At 48.9% G+C, this 21639-nt stretch carries 22 protein-coding genes; 8 read left to right on the top strand and 14 right to left on the bottom strand.

Annotated features, from left to right (window positions below; all coding sequences use genetic code 11):
* Positions 1-6: 6 nt before the first annotated feature.
* Genes CNE01S_RS18580 through CNE01S_RS18565 form a run of 4 tightly spaced genes read right to left on the bottom strand, consistent with a single transcriptional unit; the run spans position 7 to position 4518 of the window.
* Entirely contained in the window at positions 7-1014 is a 1008-nt protein-coding gene (locus tag CNE01S_RS18580; protein WP_061277726.1) for an ABC transporter permease, read from the bottom strand.
* On the bottom strand, positions 1014-2003 hold the full coding sequence (locus CNE01S_RS18575) for an ABC transporter permease (RefSeq protein ID WP_061277725.1): 990 nt from the start codon (positions 2001-2003) through the stop codon (positions 1014-1016). Before CNE01S_RS18575 ends, CNE01S_RS18580 begins: the two co-directional genes overlap by 1 nt.
* The gene (locus CNE01S_RS18570) at positions 2000-3505 is read right to left on the bottom strand and encodes a sugar ABC transporter ATP-binding protein (protein ID WP_061277748.1); all 1506 of its coding nucleotides are present in this window, start codon (positions 3503-3505) and stop codon (positions 2000-2002) included. Before CNE01S_RS18570 ends, CNE01S_RS18575 begins: the two co-directional genes overlap by 4 nt.
* Before the next feature lie 32 nt (positions 3506-3537).
* Positions 3538-4518: a sugar ABC transporter substrate-binding protein gene (locus CNE01S_RS18565; RefSeq protein WP_061277724.1), complete on the bottom strand. Its 981-nt coding sequence runs from the start codon at positions 4516-4518 to the stop codon at positions 3538-3540.
* Between the two features lie 421 nt (positions 4519-4939).
* On the opposite strand from CNE01S_RS18565, the gene CNE01S_RS18560 reads away from it, so the two are divergent.
* Entirely contained in the window at positions 4940-7246 is a 2307-nt protein-coding gene (locus CNE01S_RS18560; protein ID WP_061277723.1) for a molybdopterin-dependent oxidoreductase, read from the top strand.
* A gap of 4 nt (positions 7247-7250) precedes the next feature.
* Here CNE01S_RS18560 and CNE01S_RS18555 read toward each other — a convergent pair whose 3' ends face one another.
* On the bottom strand, positions 7251-8138 hold the full coding sequence (locus CNE01S_RS18555; protein ID WP_061277722.1) for a LysR family transcriptional regulator: 888 nt from the start codon (positions 8136-8138) through the stop codon (positions 7251-7253).
* 152 nt (positions 8139-8290) lie between these two features.
* Here CNE01S_RS18555 and attM point away from each other — a divergent pair, with 152 nt between their 5' ends.
* The gene (gene attM / locus CNE01S_RS18550) at positions 8291-9073 is read left to right on the top strand and encodes an AttM family quorum-quenching N-acyl homoserine lactonase (RefSeq protein WP_061277721.1); all 783 of its coding nucleotides are present in this window, start codon (positions 8291-8293) and stop codon (positions 9071-9073) included.
* 1 nt (position 9074) lies between these two features.
* Here the strand turns inward: attM and CNE01S_RS18545 are convergent, their stop codons facing one another.
* A complete protein-coding gene (locus CNE01S_RS18545) occupies positions 9075-10262 on the bottom strand; it encodes a sensor histidine kinase (RefSeq protein WP_061277720.1) in 1188 nt (395 codons plus the stop codon).
* Entirely contained in the window at positions 10259-10957 is a 699-nt protein-coding gene (locus CNE01S_RS18540; protein ID WP_061277719.1) for a response regulator, read from the bottom strand. Before CNE01S_RS18540 ends, CNE01S_RS18545 begins: the two co-directional genes overlap by 4 nt.
* A gap of 125 nt (positions 10958-11082) precedes the next feature.
* On the opposite strand from CNE01S_RS18540, the gene CNE01S_RS18535 reads away from it, so the two are divergent.
* The 5 genes from CNE01S_RS18535 (at position 11083) to CNE01S_RS18520 (ending at position 15052) form a co-directional block, all read left to right on the top strand.
* A complete protein-coding gene (locus CNE01S_RS18535; RefSeq protein WP_255212430.1) occupies positions 11083-11772 on the top strand; it encodes a MipA/OmpV family protein in 690 nt (229 codons plus the stop codon).
* A complete protein-coding gene (locus CNE01S_RS26015) occupies positions 11765-11872 on the top strand; it encodes a MipA/OmpV family protein (protein WP_281258523.1) in 108 nt (35 codons plus the stop codon). Before CNE01S_RS18535 ends, CNE01S_RS26015 begins: the two co-directional genes overlap by 8 nt.
* A gap of 359 nt (positions 11873-12231) precedes the next feature.
* Positions 12232-12570 (top strand): DNA-binding transcriptional regulator RamA, encoded by a 339-nt coding sequence (locus CNE01S_RS18530; protein WP_061277747.1) that lies wholly within the window; start codon positions 12232-12234, stop codon positions 12568-12570.
* A 258-nt stretch (positions 12571-12828) separates the two neighbouring features.
* Complete coding sequence (locus CNE01S_RS18525; RefSeq protein ID WP_061277718.1) at positions 12829-14067, top strand: tyrosine-type recombinase/integrase; 1239 nt, start codon at positions 12829-12831, stop codon at positions 14065-14067.
* Positions 14068-14242: 175 nt separating this feature from the next.
* On the top strand, positions 14243-15052 hold the full coding sequence (locus CNE01S_RS18520; protein ID WP_061277717.1) for a trypsin-like peptidase domain-containing protein: 810 nt from the start codon (positions 14243-14245) through the stop codon (positions 15050-15052).
* Positions 15053-15220: 168 nt separating this feature from the next.
* On the opposite strand, the gene CNE01S_RS18515 is transcribed toward CNE01S_RS18520, so the two are convergent.
* The 3 genes from CNE01S_RS18515 to CNE01S_RS18505 form a co-directional block, all read right to left on the bottom strand.
* A complete protein-coding gene (locus tag CNE01S_RS18515; protein ID WP_061277716.1) occupies positions 15221-16984 on the bottom strand; it encodes a type II secretion system protein in 1764 nt (587 codons plus the stop codon).
* 189 nt (positions 16985-17173) lie between these two features.
* Positions 17174-17455 (bottom strand): conjugal transfer protein TraD, encoded by a 282-nt coding sequence (locus tag CNE01S_RS18510; protein WP_061277715.1) that lies wholly within the window; start codon positions 17453-17455, stop codon positions 17174-17176.
* Positions 17452-17709, bottom strand: a complete 258-nt coding sequence (locus tag CNE01S_RS18505) for a hypothetical protein (protein WP_061277714.1) — start codon at positions 17707-17709, stop codon at positions 17452-17454. The genes CNE01S_RS18510 and CNE01S_RS18505 overlap by 4 nt, the downstream gene beginning before the upstream one ends.
* 735 nt (positions 17710-18444) lie before the next feature.
* Here CNE01S_RS18505 and mobQ point away from each other — a divergent pair.
* Entirely contained in the window at positions 18445-19860 is a 1416-nt protein-coding gene (gene mobQ, locus CNE01S_RS18500) for a MobQ family relaxase (RefSeq protein WP_061277713.1), read from the top strand.
* A 147-nt stretch (positions 19861-20007) separates the two neighbouring features.
* On the opposite strand, the gene CNE01S_RS18495 is transcribed toward mobQ, so the two are convergent.
* From CNE01S_RS18495 to CNE01S_RS18480, 4 genes are all read right to left on the bottom strand, one after another.
* Positions 20008-20484, bottom strand: a complete 477-nt coding sequence (locus CNE01S_RS18495) for a RipA family octameric membrane protein (RefSeq protein ID WP_439645713.1) — start codon at positions 20482-20484, stop codon at positions 20008-20010.
* A gap of 3 nt (positions 20485-20487) precedes the next feature.
* Positions 20488-20730, bottom strand: coding sequence for a hypothetical protein (locus CNE01S_RS18490; protein ID WP_061277711.1), 243 nt, complete (start codon positions 20728-20730; stop codon positions 20488-20490).
* Positions 20731-21040: 310 nt separating this feature from the next.
* A complete protein-coding gene (locus CNE01S_RS18485) occupies positions 21041-21316 on the bottom strand; it encodes a hypothetical protein (RefSeq protein ID WP_061277710.1) in 276 nt (91 codons plus the stop codon).
* 10 nt (positions 21317-21326) lie between these two features.
* Positions 21327-21639: SEN1982 family lipoprotein (locus tag CNE01S_RS18480; protein ID WP_500784345.1), on the bottom strand; the 313-nt coding region annotated here is incomplete at its 5' end.

The raw sequence follows: 21639 nt of genomic DNA, 5'->3' as shown, positions 1-21639 counted from the left end.
GCGCCCTCACCGGTGCTCCTGACGCAGGCGAGCCTGCCAGAAGGAAACGGCCAGCGCCACCACCAGAATCACGCCCACCAGCGCGTCTTTTACCAGGTAGTTCAGCCCCATCAGGTTCAGGCCGTTATCAATAATCGCCAGGAACAGCACGCCGCCAAGCGTGCCGCCCATGCTGACGCGCCCCTGCCGCTGGAATGCGGTGCCGATAAACACGGCGGCAATGGCATCCATCAGGTAAGACTGCCCGGCAAGCGGCGTAAACTGGCGCAGGTTGGCGGACAAAATAATGCCGCCGACGGCGCACATTGCCGAGGCAGCAATCAGCACCCAGAAGAGCGTACGTTTATCGGCTATCCCGGCGATACGCGCGGCTTCGCTGTTTTGACCAATCGCACGTACCCGCTTACCAAACAGCGTTCGTTCGGTCAGCAGCCAGGCGGCGAGCCAGACCACCAACACGATAAGCACCGGCGTGGGGATCCCCCAAACATTGCCCACGGCTAAATCATGATACTCAGGAGCCATGCGCCGCCAGGAAATCGCCCCGCCGCCGTCGGTATAAATACGTTCGGCGCTGCTGGCAATGAACCAGGTGCCGAGCGTGGCCAGAAACGGCTTGATGCGGCAGGCAAGGATAAGAAAAGCGTTGACCAGGCCTATCATCACGCCGCCCAGCAGGGCGCACAGCACCGCCACCTGCCAGGGAAGCTGCCAGGTTTTGAGGGCAATCAGCGCCAGCATGGCGCCAAAGTCGATAGCCACACCGACGGAAAGATCGATCGCGCCAGCGCTGACAATCAGCGTCATCGCCAGCGCCACAATCAGCAGAATGGCACTGCCCTGAAGCAGGTTGCTCCAGTTATCCAGCGTCAGGAAGACCGGATTAGACCAACTGAACAGGACGATAAAAAACAGCGTGACCAGCGCAAAGCCCGCGCGCGACAGCCAGGCCAGTGGTTTTCTCCCGGACTCACCGGCCGGAAGCGTTGCCGCCAGAGCAGAAAAAACTTTCATTATTTATTGGCCCCTTTCTGCTGCAGGGCAGAAGCCGCCAGCACCACGAGAATCAGTCCGCCTTTAATTGCGCCCACCCAGAAGATATTTACCCCCAGCAGCCCCAGGCCGTTAGACAAGGCGTTAACCAGGATAGCCCCCAGCAATGCTCCCCAAACGGTGACCACGCGGCGGCGCGAGAAGGCTGCGCCAAGGAAGGTCGCCAGCACCGTCTCCATCAGTAAAGGCGTCGCGGTTCCGCTGGAGCTGCCCGACCCCTGAGCCAGCAGCGGGAAGACCGCCAGCCCGGCCGCAACGGCGGCAATAAGCCAGGACGAGAGGATAAGACGGCGCACATTAAGCCCGGACATCTGCGCCATGTCTTTGCTACCGCCCGTCGCCTGCAAGTGCTGGCCAAAGCGGGTGTGATGCAGCAGAAGCTGAAAGCCAATGAACACCAGCAGCAGATATACCAGCGCATAGGGAATGCCCAGCACGCTGCCGTCACGAAAGGCCACCATCAGTGGGTCGCTGACGCTAATCCGACGCTGCCCGGTAAGCAGATCGGTCAGGCCGGTAAAGGCCACCGAGGTTGAGAGCGTGGCCAGCAGCGGCGGCAGCCCGGCAACCAGCACCAGCAACGCGTTGATGCCTCCGCACAGCAGACTCAGGGCCGCCACCAGCAGCAATAGCAGCGGCCACGGCGTTAACCATTCGGTCATACCCAGGCTGAGCAGCGCCACGCCGAACACGGCAATGGCCGGGAGCGAAAGATCTATGCCGCCGGAGACGACGTCATCTCCCCCTGCTGCAATCACGCAAACAAGGCCGAAGCTGAGAATAGCCAGCGGAACGCTTTGCACCAACATCAGGCTGATGTTCTGCCAGCTAAGGAACCACGGCGACTGAATGCTTAGCCAGACCAGCAGGCCAACAAACAGCAGCAGCGGGAATTTTTCAAACAAAGCAACGGAGCGGTATGCCGCAAAACGGCGAATTTCAGTCCTCATAGCGGATTTTCCTGCCCACCGTTAATCGTCGCCAGCAGCGCATCAAGCGTCAGGCCCTGGGTCGGCAAATTCGCCACCAGCGCACCACGCCACATCACCAGAATGCGGTCGCACAGGCCAAGCAGTTCGGTCGCGTCGCTGGAAGAAACCAGCACCGAACGCCCCTGTTCAGCAAGCTGGCGGGTGCGCTGATAAATGTCGCTACGTGCGCCAATGTCGACGCCGAGCGTAGGTTCATCGAGAATAAACAGTCGGGCGTCGGTCCCCAGCCAGCGGGCAAGAATCACCTTTTGCTGATTTCCCCCGCTCATAAAGCGCACCGGCAGCGCCGGGAGCGCAGGACGAATGCTCAGCCGCTCTATCCAGTCGCGGGCTTTTTGCAGCGCCCGGGAACGGTGTTCCCAGCCAAACGTTGCCGTGTCCGGCAGCGACGCAAGGTTAATGTTATCGGTAGCCGAAAACGGCAGGATCAGCCCCTGATGGCGGCGATCACGCGGCACCAGCGCCATACCGGCCCGGATAGCCTGTCGCGGCGAGCGGATTCGGCGCGAACGCCCTTCTATAACAATCTCGCCCTTTTTCGCCGTATTCAGCCCGTAAAGCGTATCCACCAGCACGTCCCGGCCCGCGCCCAGCAGCCCCGCCACGCCAACAATTTCGCCTTTGCGAATTTCGAAGCTGATGTTCTGCAGCTGCTGCCCGTCAGAAAGCGAGCGAACGGCAAGCAGCGGTGTTTCGTCGGCCGGGGTATCAGCCTCATGTTCACGAGGGGCGTAAAGCCGGTCGATTTCTCTGCCCACCATCATGTGGATGACGGCATCGGTATTCTGCAACACTTCGCGATCCGGATAGCCCACCACTTCTCCGTTGCGCAGCACGGTGCCCGCATCGCACAGCGCGGCGATTTCGTTGAGATAGTGGGAGATGTACAGAATGGCGATGCCCTGCTCTTTGAGCCGTAGTATCGCATCGGACACCAGGCTTGCCTCGTGGGCTTCAAGCGGGGCCGTAGGTTCATCAAAAACCACCAGCTTAGCCGCGCCGTCGATCAGCGCTCTGGCAATTTGCACCAGCTTGCGTTCGGCCAGGCTCAACTGCCGGATCAGGCGATCGGGGTCGAGATCCAGTTGCCAGGTACGCAGGAAAAAGTCTTTTGTGGCCTGCCGCATACGGCGGCTGTCCAGCAGCCCACCGGCACGGCGATATTCCTGCCCCAGAAACACCGACTCGGCCACGGTAAAGTGTGGGATCAGATTGAGTTCCTGGTGAATAACGCGTATGCCCTGGGCCTCAATGGCCGAGGGCTTACCAAGCGGAAGCGGGACGCCGTCGAGCGTGGCCGTGCCGCCATCGGCCTGATAAACCCCGGCAAGAATTTTAATTAAGGTGGATTTGCCCGCGCCGTTTTCACCGATAAGCCCGTGAATTTCACCGGGGCCTATCGTCAGCGTGACCGCGTTTAACGCGGTCACATTGGCAAATCGTTTACTGATGCGGTCCATCACCAGACCGCGTTGCGGTGTTGCAGCGTCCACTACTTCAGCTCACCGTAGCCCAGCTTTTTGTACACCGCTTTGGCTTCATCCGGGCCTTTCACCGGGATTACCGGAATAAAGGTCTGGATCGGCAGCTTCTGGCCTGCGAAGTAGCGCGCCACGTTTTCGGCAGAAGTCTGGCCAATCAGGTGCGGCTGCTGGGCAACGTTGGCCACCAGCGGGCTGTCTTTTTCCGCCATGATTTCCAGCGTTTCCGGGCCTGCGTCGATAGCGGTGACCTTCACGTCTTTATCACGTCCGGTCTCTTCCAGTGCCTGAACGATGCCGATAGCCGGCTGGTCCCAGCAGGCAACATGGATAGCATCCAGCTTGCCTTTCGGATACTGACTAAGTAATTCGAGGGTTTTCTTACGCGCATCCTCCGGTGAGTTAGCAAATTGCTCTGCCAGCTCCGGCTGAATAATTTTAATATCCGGGTAGTCCTTCAGGACATATTTCCATTGGTCATAACGTATGCCGCAAATGCGTAATGAACTAGAGAACGCATTAAATACCGCAACATTACCTTTGCCGCCAAGCGCATCAGCCATATAACGGCCAATGGTTGAGCCCAACGTGTAGTTGTCGGACGTGGTATTATTCACGGAATACTGAGAAACATGGTCAACGGTAAAGACCGGAATACCTGCATCGCGCAATGCTTTGAATTTTGGCTCAACGGCACTGTCGCCCAAAATACTGATTACCGCATCAACCTTACGGGACAGCAGAATATCGTGGTTATTGGCATGAACCTGGTTGTCTCTGCCGCCATCAACGCCAATAACCTTGCCGCCCAGCTTTTCCACTTCTTCGGTCGCGCCCTTGTAGGCTTCACGATCCCAAAAATGCTGAGTGCCCACCACGGCAACGCCGATTGTTTTCCCCTGTAACGAAAGCGTGTCTGCGGCAAAAGCAGCGCCAGATGCCAGTGACACCAGCCCAATAACCGCAGATAAAAGTTTTGTTTGAACCTTCATTGCTATAATTATCCTGTATTCATCGTTCACTAAAGCGACAGCATGACAACAAGCTTTATCAAGCCAAAATAAAAAATAGATATATCTTATACTTTCACAGCGATGGCATTAAGTCACTTTAGAATGAGGTGGATGAACATGAAAAAAACACATGTAAAACATACAACAAGAAAATAATTCAACCACATTAAACTTGCGGGTTAATTAATTTCTCAGCACAACAAAAACACCTTAAAATAAAATTAAACGACGATATATCCTCACCGGTTAATTATAAATCCTGCCAGTCTATATAAATGAAACAGTATTCGCTAAAGTTCTGCCCATTTACCTGATTTTTCATCGCCAGATGAATTTCCTCTTTGCTCCCACCTCCCCGTATGATGCCGCTTTAGCCCTATCGATAACGCGCGGTATAAGCATGAAAGCGGAACATCAGCTGGCGGTAATGCACTGGGGAACCTACCAGGTCACCACCGAAGGCAAGCGTATTGCCGCCATTTCTCCCGTATCCTGGGACAAAAATCCTTCCCGTATCGGACAGTCTCTGGCGGACGCTGTCACCGGCAATACGCGTATTCGCCGCCCGGCGGTTCGCCTGGGCTATCTGCAAAACGGCCCGGCTTCTCGTGAAGGCCGGGGCAAAGAACCGTTTGTCGAGGTGAGCTGGGAGCAGGCGCTGGATCTGCTGGCGCGAGATCTCCGTTCAGTGCAGGAACGCTTTGGCAACGAGGCGATTTTTGGCGGCTCTTACGGCTGGGCCAGCGCCGGGCGCTTTCACCATGCCCAAAGCCAGCTGCACCGTTTTCTTAAAGGCTTTGGCGGCTACACCGCCAGTACAAATACCTACAGCAGCGCGGCCGGAGAACGGATCCTTCCGCATATTCTTGGCCCGTTAAGCCCGCTGCATAAGCAACACACTCATTTCTCGGTGCTGGCAGAACATTGCGAGATGTTCGTGGCCATCGGCGGGTTGCCGCTCAGAAACGCTCAGGTAAACGGCGGTGGCGCAAACGACCACATGCTGAAGCACTGGCTTGAACGTCTTGAGCAAAATGGCGTGCAGTTCGTGAACATCAGCCCGGTACAAAACGATCTCAGTGCAGTAGAAAGCGCCCGCTGGCTGGCGATTCGCCCCGGCACAGATACAGCACTGCTGCTGGCGCTTTGCCATACGCTGATTGCAGAGTCCCTACACGATATGGCCTTTATCAGCAGCCATACCGTCGGCTTCGAGCAGCTGCGCCGTTATCTTTTCGGCGAACACGACGGCGTGCCTAAAACCGCAGACTGGGCGGCAGGCATTACCGGCATTGATGCCGAACAAATCTTAACGCTGGCTCGTACCATGGCGGGCAAGCGCACGATGATCAATATTTCCTGGTCCATTCAGCGCGCCCGCCAGGGAGAACAGGCGTACTGGGCAACCGTGGCGCTGACTTCCCTGCTTGGCCAGATTGGTACGCCCGGGGGAGGTTTGGCTTTCGGCTATGCCTGTACCAACCTTGCCGGGGCTGCACGGGTGCCTTTCTCTGGCCCTCGCCTTCCTGCCGGTGAGAACAAGATAAAAACGGCAATCCCTGTAGCTCGCTTATCGGACATGCTGCTGAATCCCGGCGGTGAATATGAATTTGATGGCAAGCTTTGCCATTATCCCGACATCCGCCTCGTCTACTGGGCGGGCGGCAACGCTTTCCATCATCATCAGGATCTCAACCGCCTGGTTGAAGCCTGGCGCTGCCCGGAAACCATCGTTGCCCACGAGCAGTACTGGACGGCGCAGGCAAAGTTTTCCGATATTGTGCTGCCGGTGACCACTTCCCTCGAGCGCGACGATATCGGCAGCGGCAGCCACGACGGCTTTATGATTGCCATGCGCCAGCAAATACCGGCGCTGGCTGAAGCTCAGGATGACTACACCATTTTCTGCGGGCTGGCGAAAAGGCTGGGCTTTTACGAAACCTTCAGCGAAGGACGTACCGCAGCTGACTGGTTGCCGCATCTGTATGAATCTTCGCGGGAGAGAGCGCAGGAAGATGGCGTGGAGCTTCCCTCTTTTGACACCTTCTGGGAACAGGGCAAACTGGAGTTCACGCCTCCCACTGAGCCACAAATCTTCCTGGCCGATTTTCGCGCCGATCCCGATCGCTTTCCGCTGTCCACGCCGTCGGGAAAAATCGAGCTTTATTCAGCGACCGTGGCCGGGTTCGGCTATCGGGAGTGCCCGGGCTTTCCGTTTTGGGATGAAGAAGAGGCGGCTTATCAGCAACAGCAGGCTAAGCACTGGCCTTTACATCTGCTTTCCAGCCAGCCACGCACCCGACTGCACAGTCAGTACGACCACGGCAGCGTTAGCCGGGCCACGAAAATTCAGGGGCGCGAGCCGCTGTGGATGCACCCAACCGATGCGCAAAAACGCGGCATTCAGGAAGGGGAGGTGGTAAAGGTCTTCAATGGTCGGGGGGCCATTCTGGCCGGCGTCCATATCAGCGACCAGATCCTGCCGGGCGTGGTTCAGATCTCGACCGGCGCCTGGTATGACCCACTGGATCCTTCCATGCCAGGTTCGCTGGACAAGCACGGTAACCCGAACGTATTGACCGAGGATCGCGGTTCTTCGCGCCTAGGTCAGGGCTGTAGCGCCCAAAGCTGCCGGGTGGAAATAGAGCTTTGGCGCGAAGTACTCCCGCCGATTACCGCGTTTGATCCACCGGCTTTCGTAGCCTGAGAGGTTAGGTAATATTCTCCTGCAACGTCTCTGCGAGCTCGCTTTTCAGGAAAGCAACACAGGCGCTGACCTCGCGGGAGGCTTTGTTGATCGGCGGATAAAGTAAAAAGGCGCTGAACGACGGGACGGTGTATTCCGGCAGCAGCGAGACGAGCTGGCCGCTTTGCAGCGCTTGTTGGCATACCGGATACTGCAGCACGCCGATGGCTTCCCCTGCCCTCAGGATCGTGTAAAGCGGCCGCCAGTGATTAGCGCTGAACACCACGTTCAGGCGGGCACTAACAATCTGGTTATTTTGCGAAATAAGCGGCAGACGGCCGTCGTTAAACAGGCCGGAAACTCGCGCAAAGGCGTGATGGATAAGTTCATCCGGAGAGGCTGGCGTACCGTTTCGCATCAGATAATCTGGCGAAGCAACCAGCACCCGCCGCACATCACCCAGCGGATGCGCCACAAAATCGCCCTCGCCGGGGTCGCCAAGCCGCAACGAAATATCGACGCCTTCCGTCACCGGATCGATGACACGATCATTCAGGATCAGCTCAATATTTAGCTCAGGGTATTTTGCTCTCAGCTTTAACAAGGCGGGCATCAGGACTTCCTCCCCCGCGCCATAGGGCGCCGCGATACGAATCAGCCCTTTTAATGCCACCCGCTCATCCACGACCGCCAGCGCAAGATCTGCCGCTGAAATCGCGACTTTACTGCGCTCATAGAATAAAGCGCCGCTGTCGGTCAGGGACATTCGGCGCGTGTTTCGCCGCAGCAGACGGGTGCCAAGGTGAGCCTCCAGCCGCTCTATCCTCTCACTCACCGCCGGCTGTCCGATGCCAATATCGCGCGCGGCGGCGGACATACTGCCCCGCTCTACCACCCGCACATAGATGCGCATTGCCGCCAAAAGATCCATTCGCTCAGTATATCGGTTTATCCGATAGATGAAAGCAGCGGCAGAGACCTACTGCGCCAGTACGATTTAGATAAAACTGATACCTGGTGGTGCTTATAGCGCGCTTTTAGCCCTTATTAATCAGGAGAAATATCATGTCAGAGATCAGGCTTTATCTGTTTCAGTCCGGTACTCAACGCTGCAAGTATCACGATATCAGGATGAATCAAGGGGAAGGTAGCAGCTACGAAATCCCCGTTCCCTGGTTCCTTCTGACGCATCCCAGGGGCCACGTCATTATCGATGGGGGGCTTGCCGCCGAAGGGCTGGCCAATCCTCATGCATACTGGGGAGATACGGTGGATCATTATCAGCCGTTAATGACCGAAGAACAGGGATGCGTGGCACAGCTGGGTGCGCTGGGCATTCAGCCAGAAGATATTCGCTATGTATTACTTTCTCATCTGCATTCTGACCACACAGGCGCGATTGGACGCTTCCCAAACGCCTTGCATATCGTCCAAAGGCAGGAATACGACTATGCCTTTCAGCCTGACTGGTTCACCGCAGGCGCCTATTGCCGCAATGATTTTGCCCGCCCGAACCTCAACTGGAAATTGCTGGATGAGGACGGCTTTGATCTGTACGGCGACGGGACGCTGCGCTGCGTCTCAACGCCGGGGCACTCTCCAGGGCATCAGTCATTCCTGGTAACGCTCGCCAGCGGCCAGGCCTTCACGCTGGCGATTGATGCCGCCTATACGCTGGATCATTTTTATGACCGTGCGCTTCCGGGCTTGATGACTTCTGCCAGCGACGCCGCACGCTCGGTGGCAAAACTGCGGGCGCTAACCGGGCAACACGCGGCGAAATTGATTCCCGGGCACGATCCCGACGTCTGGCGGCAGTTTTCGCTGGCACCGGCATGGTACGAGTAAGTCAAGGTTCATCTTCGCTGAGCGGCACGGGCAAATTTATCGTCATCAGCAACCCGCCTTCAGCAGGCAGGCTGGCGCGGATATCTCCCTGGTGCGCGTGACAGATTTCTCTGGCAATAGAAAGCCCCAGCCCGCTGCCGCCTGAGTCTCTGGCCCGCGAGCGTTCTCCACGCGTGAAGCGCTCGAAAATATGGGGCAAATAATCCTCCGAGACGCCTGGCCCGGTATCCTGAAACGTTATCGCAATGTGCTGCTCAAGGTGGCGAAAACGAATGAACATGCGATCGCCCCTGCTGCAATAGCGAAGCATATTCTCAATGATAATGGTGAAGACCTGCCCCAGGCGGGCTTCATCTCCTGAGTAATAGAATTCATCTTCTGCCTCAACCAGGACGGACATCCCGGCAGCTTCCAGCTGGGGTTTTAGCCATGCGACCCGCTCATTCAGGACTTCAGAAAGCGCGAATACGCTGTAATGAAGCGATAATTGCCCCGCGCTCGCCAGGGAAAGGAGATGCAAATCATCGGTGAGGTGACTGAGGTTTTTCAGCTGTGTCATCACCATGTTCAGCTGTTTTTCATCCGCCGGAAACACATTATCGATCATGCCCTGCAGCCGCCCCATTGCTGCGGTTAACGGTGAACGCAGCTCATGCGCGGCGGCCACATGCGAAGCCTTAAGTTCACGTTCGTACAGCGCCAGTTGGCTGATCATTTTATTAAAGTTGCTGGCAAAGCGAGTCACCTCAGCCGGACATTCATCCACCCTTTTCGCCTGCTGATTGAAATCCCCTTGAGCAACAATCTCTGCGACGTCCGTGAGGCTGCGAAATTGTGCGGCAAGCGGGCGTGTGGCCCGTAAACAGCTGACGATAACAAACGGGGTCGCCATCGAAATAAAGATGAACAGCCAGCCCCAGTTAAGTGAGCTAATGGAAGGCGTGCTGTATTCGATTCCCCAGCGGGCATCGACAATTTGATGAAAACGGACAATGTCTAAATCAGGATCCGCCCGCAGCGTCAGGAACTCCTGATAAGCGGCAGGCGACATATGATGCACAACCCAGTAATACTGAACCGCGTAGATGCTCCACATCGCCAGCACAATGAAAAACAGGACGCTGACGGCCACCACGATGATACGAATCGATATCCACAGCAGGAGAGATTTGCTCTTTTTATCTTTCATGGTTTGCAGAACCTGTAGCCGATGCCACGCACGTTCAGGATCAGATTATCAATTCCCGCCGCCTCAAGCTTTTTCCTTAAATTATAAACATGCGTGTCGACCACTCGCTCCAGAGCGTCGCTTTCCGGGAGGCACTCTTCAAGCAAAAACTGGCGGCTGAGCGGCCTCGTCGGGGCGCGCATTAGCGTTTTCAAAATAGAAAACTCGGTGAGCGTTAAATCCAGGCGCAACGGGGAAGCTCCCTCGGGCAAAGCCTGTGCCACCATATTGGTGACATCCACTTCCAGTGGACCCCAGCGTAAAATATCTTCTGCGGGGAGTTGGTTGGCCTGGCTGCGCCTGAGCACGGCCTGCACCCGGGCCATAACCTCACCGGGATTGTAGGGCTTGACCACGTAGTCATCGGCGCCATAGCGTAAAGCCCCGATCTTGTCATAGGGTTCGCCCATCGCGGTGATCATGATGACCGGGGTATTGCCCTTTCGCCTGACGGCAGCAAGGATTTCCGTGCCGTTCATCCCGGGAAGCATGACATCCAGCAAAATAATATCGGGTTTCCAGGTTACCACCGTGTTCATGCCTGACAGGCCATCGCCCGCCACCGAAACGCTATAGCCTTCGCGTTTAAGATAGGCCTCTAACACATTTGCCGCATCAGCGTCGTCTTCAATCACCAGGACCCGTTTATTTTTCATTTAATGTTACCTTGACAGTTTCTTCACAAATCCCTGGTTGTTCATTGATAAGCCCCCAGCATAATCCTTTTACTTACTGAGTTAAGTATGCACAAAAATATAAACACCTGACGATGAGAATCATAATGTTAACGAAGAAAAGCATAAAATACCTAATCGCACCGCTGCTAATCTCCGGTATTTCATCTGCGTATGCAAGTGAATTTAATGCTGATGAAACCACTATTACTTTTGGTCTGGGCGCCATGTCTTCTCCGCGCTATAGCGGCGCCAATGAGCAGAGTTCCACTATTATTCCGCTGATTCACATCCAGAAAGACAATATTTTCTTTGATTCGATGAATGGGCTTGGCATACATCTTCAAAGCGATAATGGTTTATATATAGAACCCACACTAGGTTATGACTCCGGCCGCACGGATAAAAATTCAGGCTGGCGCAAAGGCTCCGATAAACTTAAAGGCATGGGCGATATTTCATCTACGGTTAATTCGGGTATTGCACTCGGCTGGGCACTGGCCCCGTGGCTGGTATTCGAAGGAAAAACAACGCTACCGCTGAATGATGGCCAGGGCGTGTCTTATTCCACATCAATTAATTATATTCCTATTATGAACGAGGATAATACGCTGACATTTCAGACCAGCGCGTTGTTCGGCGATGCCCGTTATATGAATACCTGGTATGGGGTCAATGAGCAGCAGCACAGCCGTTCCGGTTTCTCGCGCTACAGCAGCGCCGGTGGGTTTTACGGCACGGACACCAGCCTGACGCTGACCCATCAGTTCAGCGAACACTGGGGGAGGCTTGTTTAGCCTGGGCTACGCCTGGCTTAATAAGAAGGCATCCAACAGCCCCATCGTCATGAGAAAAGACGGCACAACCGGCATGCTTGCCGTCAATTATACCTTCTGATTTCTTATGCCATCGCGTGTTGATTAAAACAGCAGGCCGAAGCTCAGTGATGAAGATCGCTCTTAGTCTGGTTTTTATCTTCGCGGCACCTCCCTCCTCAACGGGAGTCCATGATTTTAAAGCATGCCTGTACGAAAAGGGTGATTTTAACGTCTGCAATAATACATACGTTAAAAACATACATTCAACACACCATACGAAACCACCCTTATATAAAAACAACATCAAGCGTTGTCATACAGATAAAACCAAAGATCTCGATCATTATTTTTTATCTTGCCACCTTCGACATTTCATTAAGTCACTTCTGCAGCGTTCAATGCGTAAATAAGCGTTTGCTAACACAGAGAGATAAAAGCATGAAAATTTCCGCCAAAGTTATTGAAACCATCACCGGGTGGATCGATAACAATATTCACCGACGATTACGAATAGAGGATATTGCTCGCTATTCTGGTTATTCCAAATGGCACTTCCAGAGGATTTTTTTATATCACAAAGGCGAAAGTATAGGCCGCTACATCAGAATCAGGAAATTACAGCTGGCGGCACAAGATCTCAAAAATACCCAGGAACGAATCGTAGATATTTCGGTAAAGTACGGTTTTGATTCACAGCAGAGTTTTAACCGGCTGTTTACCCGCAGCTTTAAGATGTCGCCAGGAACTTACAGGAAGGCTAAAGGTACGCAGGGATGATGTACAAAATCTGCACATTCGACATGCCGCGTCTGGACCAAAGCAAAAGGGGCTGCCTTTCGGCAACCCCTTCGAATGTTGGCGGAAGCGCAGTCCGCCATAATAATGTCCGAAATCGTCAGGGAAAGTATATTTTTTCTATTAATAAACAATATGTTGTCAAAACCCTTTGTTCGGAGAGGTATTGCGAGGCGCGGAAAAATCTGACATTTTATGCAGTACCTTATGCATGGCGGTTTGTACGACAGGATTTAACATATGCCAAAGAAAGCCAAAGAACTCTCAGGACTTGCCGTATCAAAACTAAAAAAAGAAGGTTCTTTTGCAGTTGGTGGGGTTGATGGCTTATATCTGCGTAACAGAGGGCAATCCCGTTCATGGATCCTTTGCGTAGCGATGGGAGTCAGAGTTAACGGACAAGGAAGAACCGTTCCCAGACGCTTAAACTTAGGTCTTGGCCCCTACCCTGAAGTTTCTTTAGCAGAAGCGCGTGACAAAGCTCGTGCGCTACGTAAGCAGATCCGTAATGGTATCGATCCGCTGGAAGAAAAACACATCCATAAAGCGCATCAGGAGAAGCAGGCACATAAGAAAAAAACGTTTGCTGATTGTGCTGAAGATGTCATCGAAATTAAGTCCAAGGAACTAAAGAATCAGAAACATATCGCGCAGTGGCGTTCCACTCTGGAAACCTATGCCTACCCGGTTATTGGTCAAAAAGCTGTCAGTGAAATCACCAGAGCCGATCTGCTAACCATCCTTGAACCTATCTGGTTAACAAAAAACGAAACCGCCAGCCGCCTGCGTGGACGTATCGAAACCATCATTGATTACGCCAAAGCCAGAGAATATTTTGAAGGTGATAACCCAGCGGCATGGAAAGGGATGCTCAAGCCCCTCCTGCCAATGCCAAGTAAGGTTCAGAAACAAAAACATCACGCTGCACTGCCCTATAGTGAAATCGGTTCGTTCATGTCCGATCTACGCAAACGAGCTGGCATTTCAGCACGAGCACTTGAGTTTTCAATCCTAACCGTTGCTCGTTCTGGTGAGGTCCGCGGCGCTGAATGGAATGAAATGGATTTGAAAGAAAAAACATGGACAATCCCCGGCAACCGAATGAAAGCCGGTAAAGAGCATCGTGTTCCGCTATCAGAAGCGGCAGTAGCTTTGTTAAAGGCTTTACCACGTTTCAAGGACAATAACCTTGTGTTCCCTGCCCCACGTGGTGGACAGCTATCAGATATGTCTTTGCTGGCAGTATTAAAGCGAATGAACCACTCAGGATTAACACAGCATGGCTTTCGATCAACCTTCCGCGAATGGGCGGGTGAAACTACATCACACCAGAGGGAAGTTATCGAACATGCGCTGGCTCACCAGTTGGCTGATAAAGCTGAAGCAGCCTACCAGCGGGGAACGCTATGGCCAAAGCGTGTGGCTCTCATGAGGGATTGGGCGGGGTATTGTGTGGGTGAGAGCGTTTCAGAGGTGTAGCGTGAATTGTATTAGTTCAGACTTGATCTGGCAGTGTCGATGTTAAAGCACGATTAAATCTGACAGTTGGTAAAGAGCAGAGAGAAAGTGCCGCGAGTAAAATTTTTGGTTGAATTGAACTTTCTTTTAATTAATATTTTTATAATTTTCATTCAAGTAATTTTCAAGGGATAGCATGCTGTCTGATTCCACTCTAATATATCCTTTTCTGCCTGTTAGTGTCTTTGTTCCGAACTGGATAGAAAAAAATAAGACATCGGCGCTTGCACTGGACTGGCGTAGCGCACTGGTATCATTTTTTGTTAGAAAAGAGTTCAACCCCCAAGAAGCTTTTCTGGTCGGTAGTGGATTTCTTTATTTATGCGATGGGAAGATGCCCTGCATTGTGACGGCATCACATGTCATTACTGAGATGCGTAAAAGTGTTTCACCTTTTATCTCAATCGATGGCGTTAAATTCCCGTTTGGAAAACTCGAAATATTTTTCAATGATGAGCAAGACTATGCAGTAATTCCGCTGCCGAGAAAAATTGCTATGGATATCCCCTACAGCAAAGTATTCACTTCAGTTCATGATGATTGCGAAATAAAAACATCATCTTTTGTTATCATTGGTTATCCCGCAAAGCTCAATAAACTACACTTACTGCGTCCAGAGAAGGGGCTGACTCCTTTTAACTTAACCTTCCACCATTTCTACTATGAGCGGAAAACCGAAGATATTTTCTTCCATTTTGTACCTGATGGAAAAAATAAAAATATCACTTTTGAACCAATAAGCAGTACTACATCCATACCTTCACTGGCGGGTATGAGTGGAGGTGTTATTGCTCAGATCGTTATGCACCGCACGAGCGGTGAGTTCTCCCTTCTGGCTGCTGGTATATTTAAAGAGCACCGAGCGAAAAGAGGAAATTACCTAGTAGGAGCAACCTTTATTGATTTTGCAGATGAGGTCAATGCGCTGATTGAATCACACAGCTAATAGTAAAGTTTGGTCAGACAATCTGAGTTTGCACCGTAAAAGTATCTAATTAAGCACCATTCAAAGATAATCACCATTTATAACCCTTACTTCCGGGCTTTTGATCTTGATTGAAAGTGGAACAATACAAGGCACACCTTTTCAGAAATCATAAAAACACTATATTTTTTAATACTGAAACCTTGTGTATTGGATTAAAAATCGGGAAAGCCCATATGTATGCCCTACAACCCATGTGATAGTGTTAGTGCCTTTATTTAATTTTTTTATACAACTTGCATTACCAGATGCATATCCTTTTATATTTGTATCAGCTGAGCATAATGCATTATTAACAAAAACACAGAGAGCCAAATTATTTTTACTATCAGGATTAAGCGTTTTGTCCGCACCGCCACCATTTAAAGAGGTTGAAAAAATTTCCTCTGTCGTCGTATTAATTGTAGTAGTATATACTTTAGAAGCATTAACAATTGCAGTTGCACATCCAGCATATGCAGGCCTATCCGCTACATTCACAGCATTTATTTCTTGATAATCAATAATACTTATTTGGTTTTTCCAGATATTATTTATACATGATACCGTTCTACCTGCCGAAGTTTTACCAATAAGTCCATTTTCCGCACAGCTATCACCAACGGCTACGTTTTCTGTTGGACTAAGGTATTTACCGTAAACAGTATTATTAGATGTGATATTTCCAGACGCGGTAATGGTACCATTAGCATCACCAGAAGCTGCCACTGATAAATTACCCGTTATTTGCTGCGTTCCCCAGACCTCTAACATATTTTGAGTTCTGTCTGACATTGCAGTATTCCATATAGTTAAAGGTTTAGCTGTATCCATTTTTATCTCATAATCATTACCAGCAGTCCCGTTAACCACTCCAGAAGCATCACCACCGATATACATAGTGTTTCCACCACCATTATGAGCAATAAGCCAGTTTCCAGCCGCTATATTTCTACCCGATGTAATATTCCCTGTTGTATTAAGCTCTCCGACAACCTCCACACCACCTGTAATTTTTAATACTGTAATATCAGATCGGTTGCTTTTCATATGGATACCTAACGGTTTATCTGCGTCCATTCTTATTTCATAATCATTGGCTAATGCATCACCACCAATACTCAGTAAATCCCCGTATCCATTTCTGGCATGAACCCAAGCACCTGCTTCCACCTCACCACCAAAAGTTCCTTTTCCTGATGCTGTTATGTTATCCGCATTATAAATATTTTTAGTTCCCATATTCAGATCACCTGTCATTGGCAGGGTTCCGTCACGGCGAAGATAAACTGAATACATAGCACTGTTATAACCCACACGATACGCCAGCAAACCAGTTGACGTAATGTTGTTATAATCAGAAGCTTTTTCTGACCATTGTCCTCCATACCCGGAGACCGTCGAGGTCAACTTACTTACGCCACTGTCAATACCAGCAGTCTGCATAGACTTACCCAATAAATCATAACGTATCCTATCTCCTTCCTTCCATTGTTCGGTGGTCATAACTAACCCATTAATAACATAATCTGGCGCATTGCCAGAGCGTCTGAGAACAATCGAATAAGCGGAGCGATTGACATTTATGCCATTGTACGATGCTGGTAATAAGCCTTCATTTATCAGTGTCTGGTAGGTAATAGTACAGCTATTATTGGCAGTTGAGCAGTTTCTTGGCCCCGGATCGCTGCTCTGATTGCTGCTTGTAGAAAGTGTTGAAAGCTTATCAAAGCGAATACTAATATAACGGTTAACCGCTTCCCCTACCTGTTTAATTTGTGAACCAACAGCACTGGCAGTCATGTTTTCCTGTTCACCTTTCATATCCTGAAATTTAATGAAAGCTATTGCCGTACCGACACCTAAAACCAGTATCAGTTCTAACAGGGAAAACCCTTTATTATGTTTAATCATTTTTCTTGTCCTTTTTATTTCACGTAATCATCAATTAACAAGAATAAAAAAGTAGTCAACTGGAAACATGAAAAATAAGGCAAAGAAGATAAAAATTGACTATCGCGCCTTCAGGCTTGATAAACAGTTCACCGACCTGAAAACAAGTTTCAGATCGGCTCACCGTTCGGACGTGAAAAAGGAAATTTATTATTTGGATTTATTTATAACTGTGTCGATATAGACTTGGCCTCGTGCTCTGTAAGCTTCGATATCACTCTCATGTAGATTAGGGATATCAAGTAGAACCCCAAAGACCAGTTCCTTATCTACATAATCAATATCACACCTCAAGACTTTGGCAACCTCTGCGCCGAAAATAATTTTCTGACGTGTATTTTCTTTTTTAGTTTGTTGTTTCTTTTTAGCTTCCAAAAAATATAAACGTTCCTGTGCGGAAGCAATTTGTTGTTTGATTGTTTTTGTTGTCATATGTCATCCCCCCAATGTTTTTTATTTTTAGCGTAAGGGATATTTGCATAATCATAACCATTATTCAGTTGTTTCTTAATTGATCTAACCTTCAATCTAAACTGCTGCTTAATCTGTCGTTGCTTTGCCTGTTCCCTTATCCGGTTTACTATTTTTTCCGCTTCCAAATAGGCTTGTTCTGTATCGGTATAGACTCCTTCATCAAGAAGTCTCTTCGTTTCCCAGTCAATAGCCTCATCGTTGTTTTTATACATCACACCTCCTTACTGTTGTTAACAATTATCCTTTACCATATTTTAGATAATTATCAAGACAATAAAGATATTTTATTAAATATAAACTCATCAGGTCAACAGTGATCCCCAAAATTACAAAACAAACCATGAAATTATCATTAAGAAGATAACAATAGGTTAAAAATGAAAATTACAAACGGAGTATCAAAAATACCCCTCCCTTTAGAACCCCGACCTCTCCGCGTTACTTATTTTTGTCTTTTAGTGGTTTTCATTTTATCTGTTAGATTTGATATTGCATTTCATGTCCTAACCTGTGAATTGTGCAACAGGGAAAACTACCGATAAGCTCACCTATTTTCTTGCTTTAGCACTTCCCCGCCTTACGGCGGGATAAATTAATACTTTTTCTGTCCTTCGGACACTATCAAAACCCATTCATGTAATATCGCGGGACACTTCGCCCTTTCATCCAGATAGCGCCGCTTAATTTGGCGTTTTGTTTGTTGTTAATTTTACAGGCATTAATATATTTCGTATTAATTAAGTAAGCGGTTTTTACATTGTTTAAAAAACAATGCCCACTTATACACTCACTTCGTGAGCGTGTGGGGTCTACCGACGGTTGCTGCCGCAGGCTAAAACCAGAACCGTTTTCCTCTGGAAAACAAAGTCAACGTCAACCACAAAGTTTTTTTTACGAAAAACTAAAGGCAGCATAGTTATATTTTATATTTGAGATTATGTGTATTAATGGCGATATTTCATCTGGAGTTTAAAATTGTGAAACGTTCTGAGGGTATGTCTTCCTGTGGGAAGGCAGCTTATCATGCGCGTTGCAGAATAACAGATGACCGCACAGGTAATACCTATGATTTCAGCCACAGAAAAGATTTATTTCACCATATGATATTATCGCCTGTTTCCGCTCCTGCTCATATTATTGAAAGTTCTGCCGCCTTATGGAATGAAGTAGAAAAAGTTGAGCGTCAGAAAGACGGTCAAACAGCTCGTTATTTTGATGTTGCTATTCCCTGTGAGCTTAATCATGAGGAGAAAATCAAACTGGTAGCTGAATACTGCCAGAACAATTTCGTTGATAAAGGCATGATTGCTGATATCGTTTTTCATGATCTTGATGGTAGAAACCCTCACGCTCATGTGATGTTGACATTAAAACCGATCACTGCTGATGGCTTTGGCAAAAAAGAAAGAAGCTGGAACGATAAAAAAAATGCGATCCAGTGGCGTGAATCATGGGCTACGCTTGCCAATCGTTATCTTGAAACGTCAGGGGTGCCGGAACGTATCGATCACCGCTCCATTGATACCCAATATAATGAAGCGATTGAAAACGCCGCTATTACCTTAGATACAGAAGAAAAAGCATTATGGCTTGCCAAGGCAACATTAACCAGTCGCCGGCCAATGGCACGTATCCATCGTGGTAAATGGAAAAATCAGGATGCTCAGGAGCAACGCGCAGCAGAGCAGGCACTTCGTGATGAGATGAAACTTGAAGCACAGGCCACATATGGTGTCTTTAAAGATTTGGATCTTCAGATCGTTGTTGACCTCAGAAGTTTCACCGTGACAGAGCTTCCTGAACCCGTTGAAATTGTATTACCTGAAACAGGTTCACAGTCTTCGTCGTCAGAAAACCAAAAACCTGTTCTGGTTGCTCCTGCACCTCATACACGCACTAAACTGAAAGCGCCTGTATCTTCAACAGCCAGAGCGGGTAAACGCGCTCCAGTTAAATCTAAAAGGAAATATGTTAAACCTCGTAAGGATGGCATCTTTAAGCGCTTTACCCTTCTGGTAGTCGAATATGTTAGAGAGAAGTTTGTCTGGGCCAAGAAGAAGCCTGTTGCTGTTGCTCCTGATATTGAACACGATAAGCGTATCGCTGAGAACTATGTCTTTGATGAGGTTCAGGGGATCTATGTTTCACGCGCAGAGCATGAAAGACGTGCAAGGTTTAACAGTGACACTTATAGTCCAACACCTGATGAGGTCAGGCGTTTCCCAAGTCGTCCAGAGAAAGATAAAACTGATGCTGATAACAGTATGTCTTTCACGCCATCAATGCCACCAGAATATGCAGGAAAAAATCGTGCTCCCAAGTTGAGGCCACCGGGTTATCGTCATAATCGTGATTATGAATGACACTGTGTTTATGAGCATTGGCTCAGACTTAATCTCAGAGATAACACACGCTATGGCTAAAAACATCAGTAACAAAAGCGACACCAGCAGCACTCAATGAGAAATTGATGTGCTGGGGCCAGAATGTTTTTAAAAAAACCTAAAGTACTACATTAATGTAAGATCAATATTAGATGATTTCAAAACGTATTTATTAATACGTTTATATATCTGATATATTAATATGAGCACTACGACTTCAACAATAAGGAAAGCATGGTCATCTTTAAAAAATGGAATAATAGCTGATAGCAATGCTGAACCGCACCACATAAGCAACAAAAAAACATGAAAGAGGCTGACAGATTGACTGATCGAAGGCAAGTCGATTCGATAACTCTTGAATTTTAATCTGTAAAGGCTACCCGATTGAAAAGGTTCTAAAGCCATTAAATGATATTCCCATACCTGTTGCCAATGCTTGCCCGCTTTTGTAATCAACCTTGAAACTGTTGTCAATGCCACACCAAAAATCGAAATGAAAAATAAAGTAAAATATTGTAACCCATTGATTAAATGACCTTCTTCAGGATTAATCATACTATTTAGCATCACTCCCCAACCAGTGAAGAGAACTGCTGTAATAGCTTATAGATAATTTAATCGGGACCAATAAAGGTTTATTTCGTACTCCCTGATGTGATGAGCTTTTTCGTAAGCTTCTTTTATTTTTTCTTTATCCTCTACCGTAAAGAAAGTATTAGTGCTATTGAAGTCTTTATTTAAAAGCTTATTGAAATAATCTCGATATAGATTAAAATGCACGACTAAATTTTGTGAAATGCCTCTACTATCTACAGGTTCTCTAACGTTGCCCGGAGAAGATTCCATAGGAAATTTCCATGTAATTGACTAAGAAATGTTATTCTACAACATCGGTTTGCAGAAAAGAAATAAAGTATCTAATCATTACCTCAAAAGATTTTGATTCAATCATGCCATAAAGTAAATATGGGCTAAGCTATTGATTATATGGTTTTACCTATGTCCGTTGCTGGCATCTAGCTCTCGGTAAGGTAAAACATTGTCCTGAGTTACAAAAGTGTCAGCTCAATATCGATTTCAGATTTTCTTTTCCCCTTACCCACAAAAAAACCATACCCTGATAAATCAAAAGTATGGTTTTCTGTAGTAAGGCTGATTACATTCTTCGTCTGAAAACAACATTATCAGAGAAAATCACCTTCCCAGCCACAAAACCCACAACTGCAATTATCGGTAGGCTGATAGTAGCGCCAGCCATTCCTGCAGACATCCCTATCAGGACCGATAATGCAAAAGACAGGAAGATAACTACAACAGCATACCATTGTGGAAAGGCTCCATATAAAACAGAAGCCTGACACCCCGTACAGACATGAACACCACGCTGGCTTTCTTTGAAACAGAAAGGACACTGAATGGCACTGTTTTCCATGATCGTATCCTTAGTTAGCTTTCCAGCCGTTATTGGTTTTAACAAGCGTCATGGCACCATCAGCAGGTTCATTCATCCCCTTGACGCTGGAAAACGCCTCTTTATCGACCCAGCCCGGCACATCAACCAGTTTCCATGAGTAGGATACCCGGACAACCTGCTGGTTTCCTTTACCCGGTTCAGTCCATTCTTTAACTTCATCAACAACCCGGCGACCAATACAAACACCTTCTTTGGCATCCCAGATTTTGGCTTGTTTGCCTTCATCTGTTATCCCAAGCGTGTTGTTATCCCAGCCTTTAACAAAGGCCATCAGGCCCTGT

Source organism: Cedecea neteri NBRC 105707 = ATCC 33855, assembly GCF_001571265.1.
GTDB classification, from domain to species: Bacteria; Pseudomonadota; Gammaproteobacteria; order Enterobacterales; family Enterobacteriaceae; genus Cedecea; species Cedecea neteri.
The sequence above is the reverse complement of the archived record's forward strand: the minus strand, read 5'-3'. Positions and strand labels throughout refer to the sequence as shown.

Excerpts from the sequence above, each read along its gene's own strand:
- CNE01S_RS18580 (WP_061277726.1), bottom strand. The coding sequence starts at position 1,014 with ATGAAAGTTTTTTCTGCTCTGGCGGCAACGCTTCCGGCCGGTGAGTCC.
- CNE01S_RS18575 (WP_061277725.1), bottom strand. The coding sequence starts at position 2,003 with ATGAGGACTGAAATTCGCCGTTTTGCGGCATACCGCTCCGTTGCTTTG.
- CNE01S_RS18570 (WP_061277748.1), bottom strand. The coding sequence starts at position 3,505 with ATGGACCGCATCAGTAAACGATTTGCCAATGTGACCGCGTTAAACGCG.
- CNE01S_RS18565 (WP_061277724.1), bottom strand. The coding sequence starts at position 4,518 with ATGAAGGTTCAAACAAAACTTTTATCTGCGGTTATTGGGCTGGTGTCA.
- CNE01S_RS18560 (WP_061277723.1), top strand. The coding sequence starts at position 4,940 with ATGAAAGCGGAACATCAGCTGGCGGTAATGCACTGGGGAACCTACCAG.
- CNE01S_RS18555 (WP_061277722.1), bottom strand. The coding sequence starts at position 8,138 with ATGCGCATCTATGTGCGGGTGGTAGAGCGGGGCAGTATGTCCGCCGCC.
- attM (WP_061277721.1), top strand. The coding sequence starts at position 8,291 with ATGTCAGAGATCAGGCTTTATCTGTTTCAGTCCGGTACTCAACGCTGC.
- CNE01S_RS18545 (WP_061277720.1), bottom strand. The coding sequence starts at position 10,262 with ATGAAAGATAAAAAGAGCAAATCTCTCCTGCTGTGGATATCGATTCGT.
- CNE01S_RS18540 (WP_061277719.1), bottom strand. The coding sequence starts at position 10,957 with ATGAAAAATAAACGGGTCCTGGTGATTGAAGACGACGCTGATGCGGCA.
- CNE01S_RS18535 (WP_255212430.1), top strand. The coding sequence starts at position 11,083 with ATGTTAACGAAGAAAAGCATAAAATACCTAATCGCACCGCTGCTAATC.
- CNE01S_RS18530 (WP_061277747.1), top strand. The coding sequence starts at position 12,232 with ATGAAAATTTCCGCCAAAGTTATTGAAACCATCACCGGGTGGATCGAT.
- CNE01S_RS18525 (WP_061277718.1), top strand. The coding sequence starts at position 12,829 with ATGCCAAAGAAAGCCAAAGAACTCTCAGGACTTGCCGTATCAAAACTA.
- CNE01S_RS18520 (WP_061277717.1), top strand. The coding sequence starts at position 14,243 with ATGCTGTCTGATTCCACTCTAATATATCCTTTTCTGCCTGTTAGTGTC.
- CNE01S_RS18515 (WP_061277716.1), bottom strand. The coding sequence starts at position 16,984 with ATGATTAAACATAATAAAGGGTTTTCCCTGTTAGAACTGATACTGGTT.
- CNE01S_RS18510 (WP_061277715.1), bottom strand. The coding sequence starts at position 17,455 with ATGACAACAAAAACAATCAAACAACAAATTGCTTCCGCACAGGAACGT.
- CNE01S_RS18505 (WP_061277714.1), bottom strand. The coding sequence starts at position 17,709 with ATGTATAAAAACAACGATGAGGCTATTGACTGGGAAACGAAGAGACTT.
- mobQ (WP_061277713.1), top strand. The coding sequence starts at position 18,445 with ATGGCGATATTTCATCTGGAGTTTAAAATTGTGAAACGTTCTGAGGGT.
- CNE01S_RS18490 (WP_061277711.1), bottom strand. The coding sequence starts at position 20,730 with ATGGAATCTTCTCCGGGCAACGTTAGAGAACCTGTAGATAGTAGAGGC.
- CNE01S_RS18485 (WP_061277710.1), bottom strand. The coding sequence starts at position 21,316 with ATGGAAAACAGTGCCATTCAGTGTCCTTTCTGTTTCAAAGAAAGCCAG.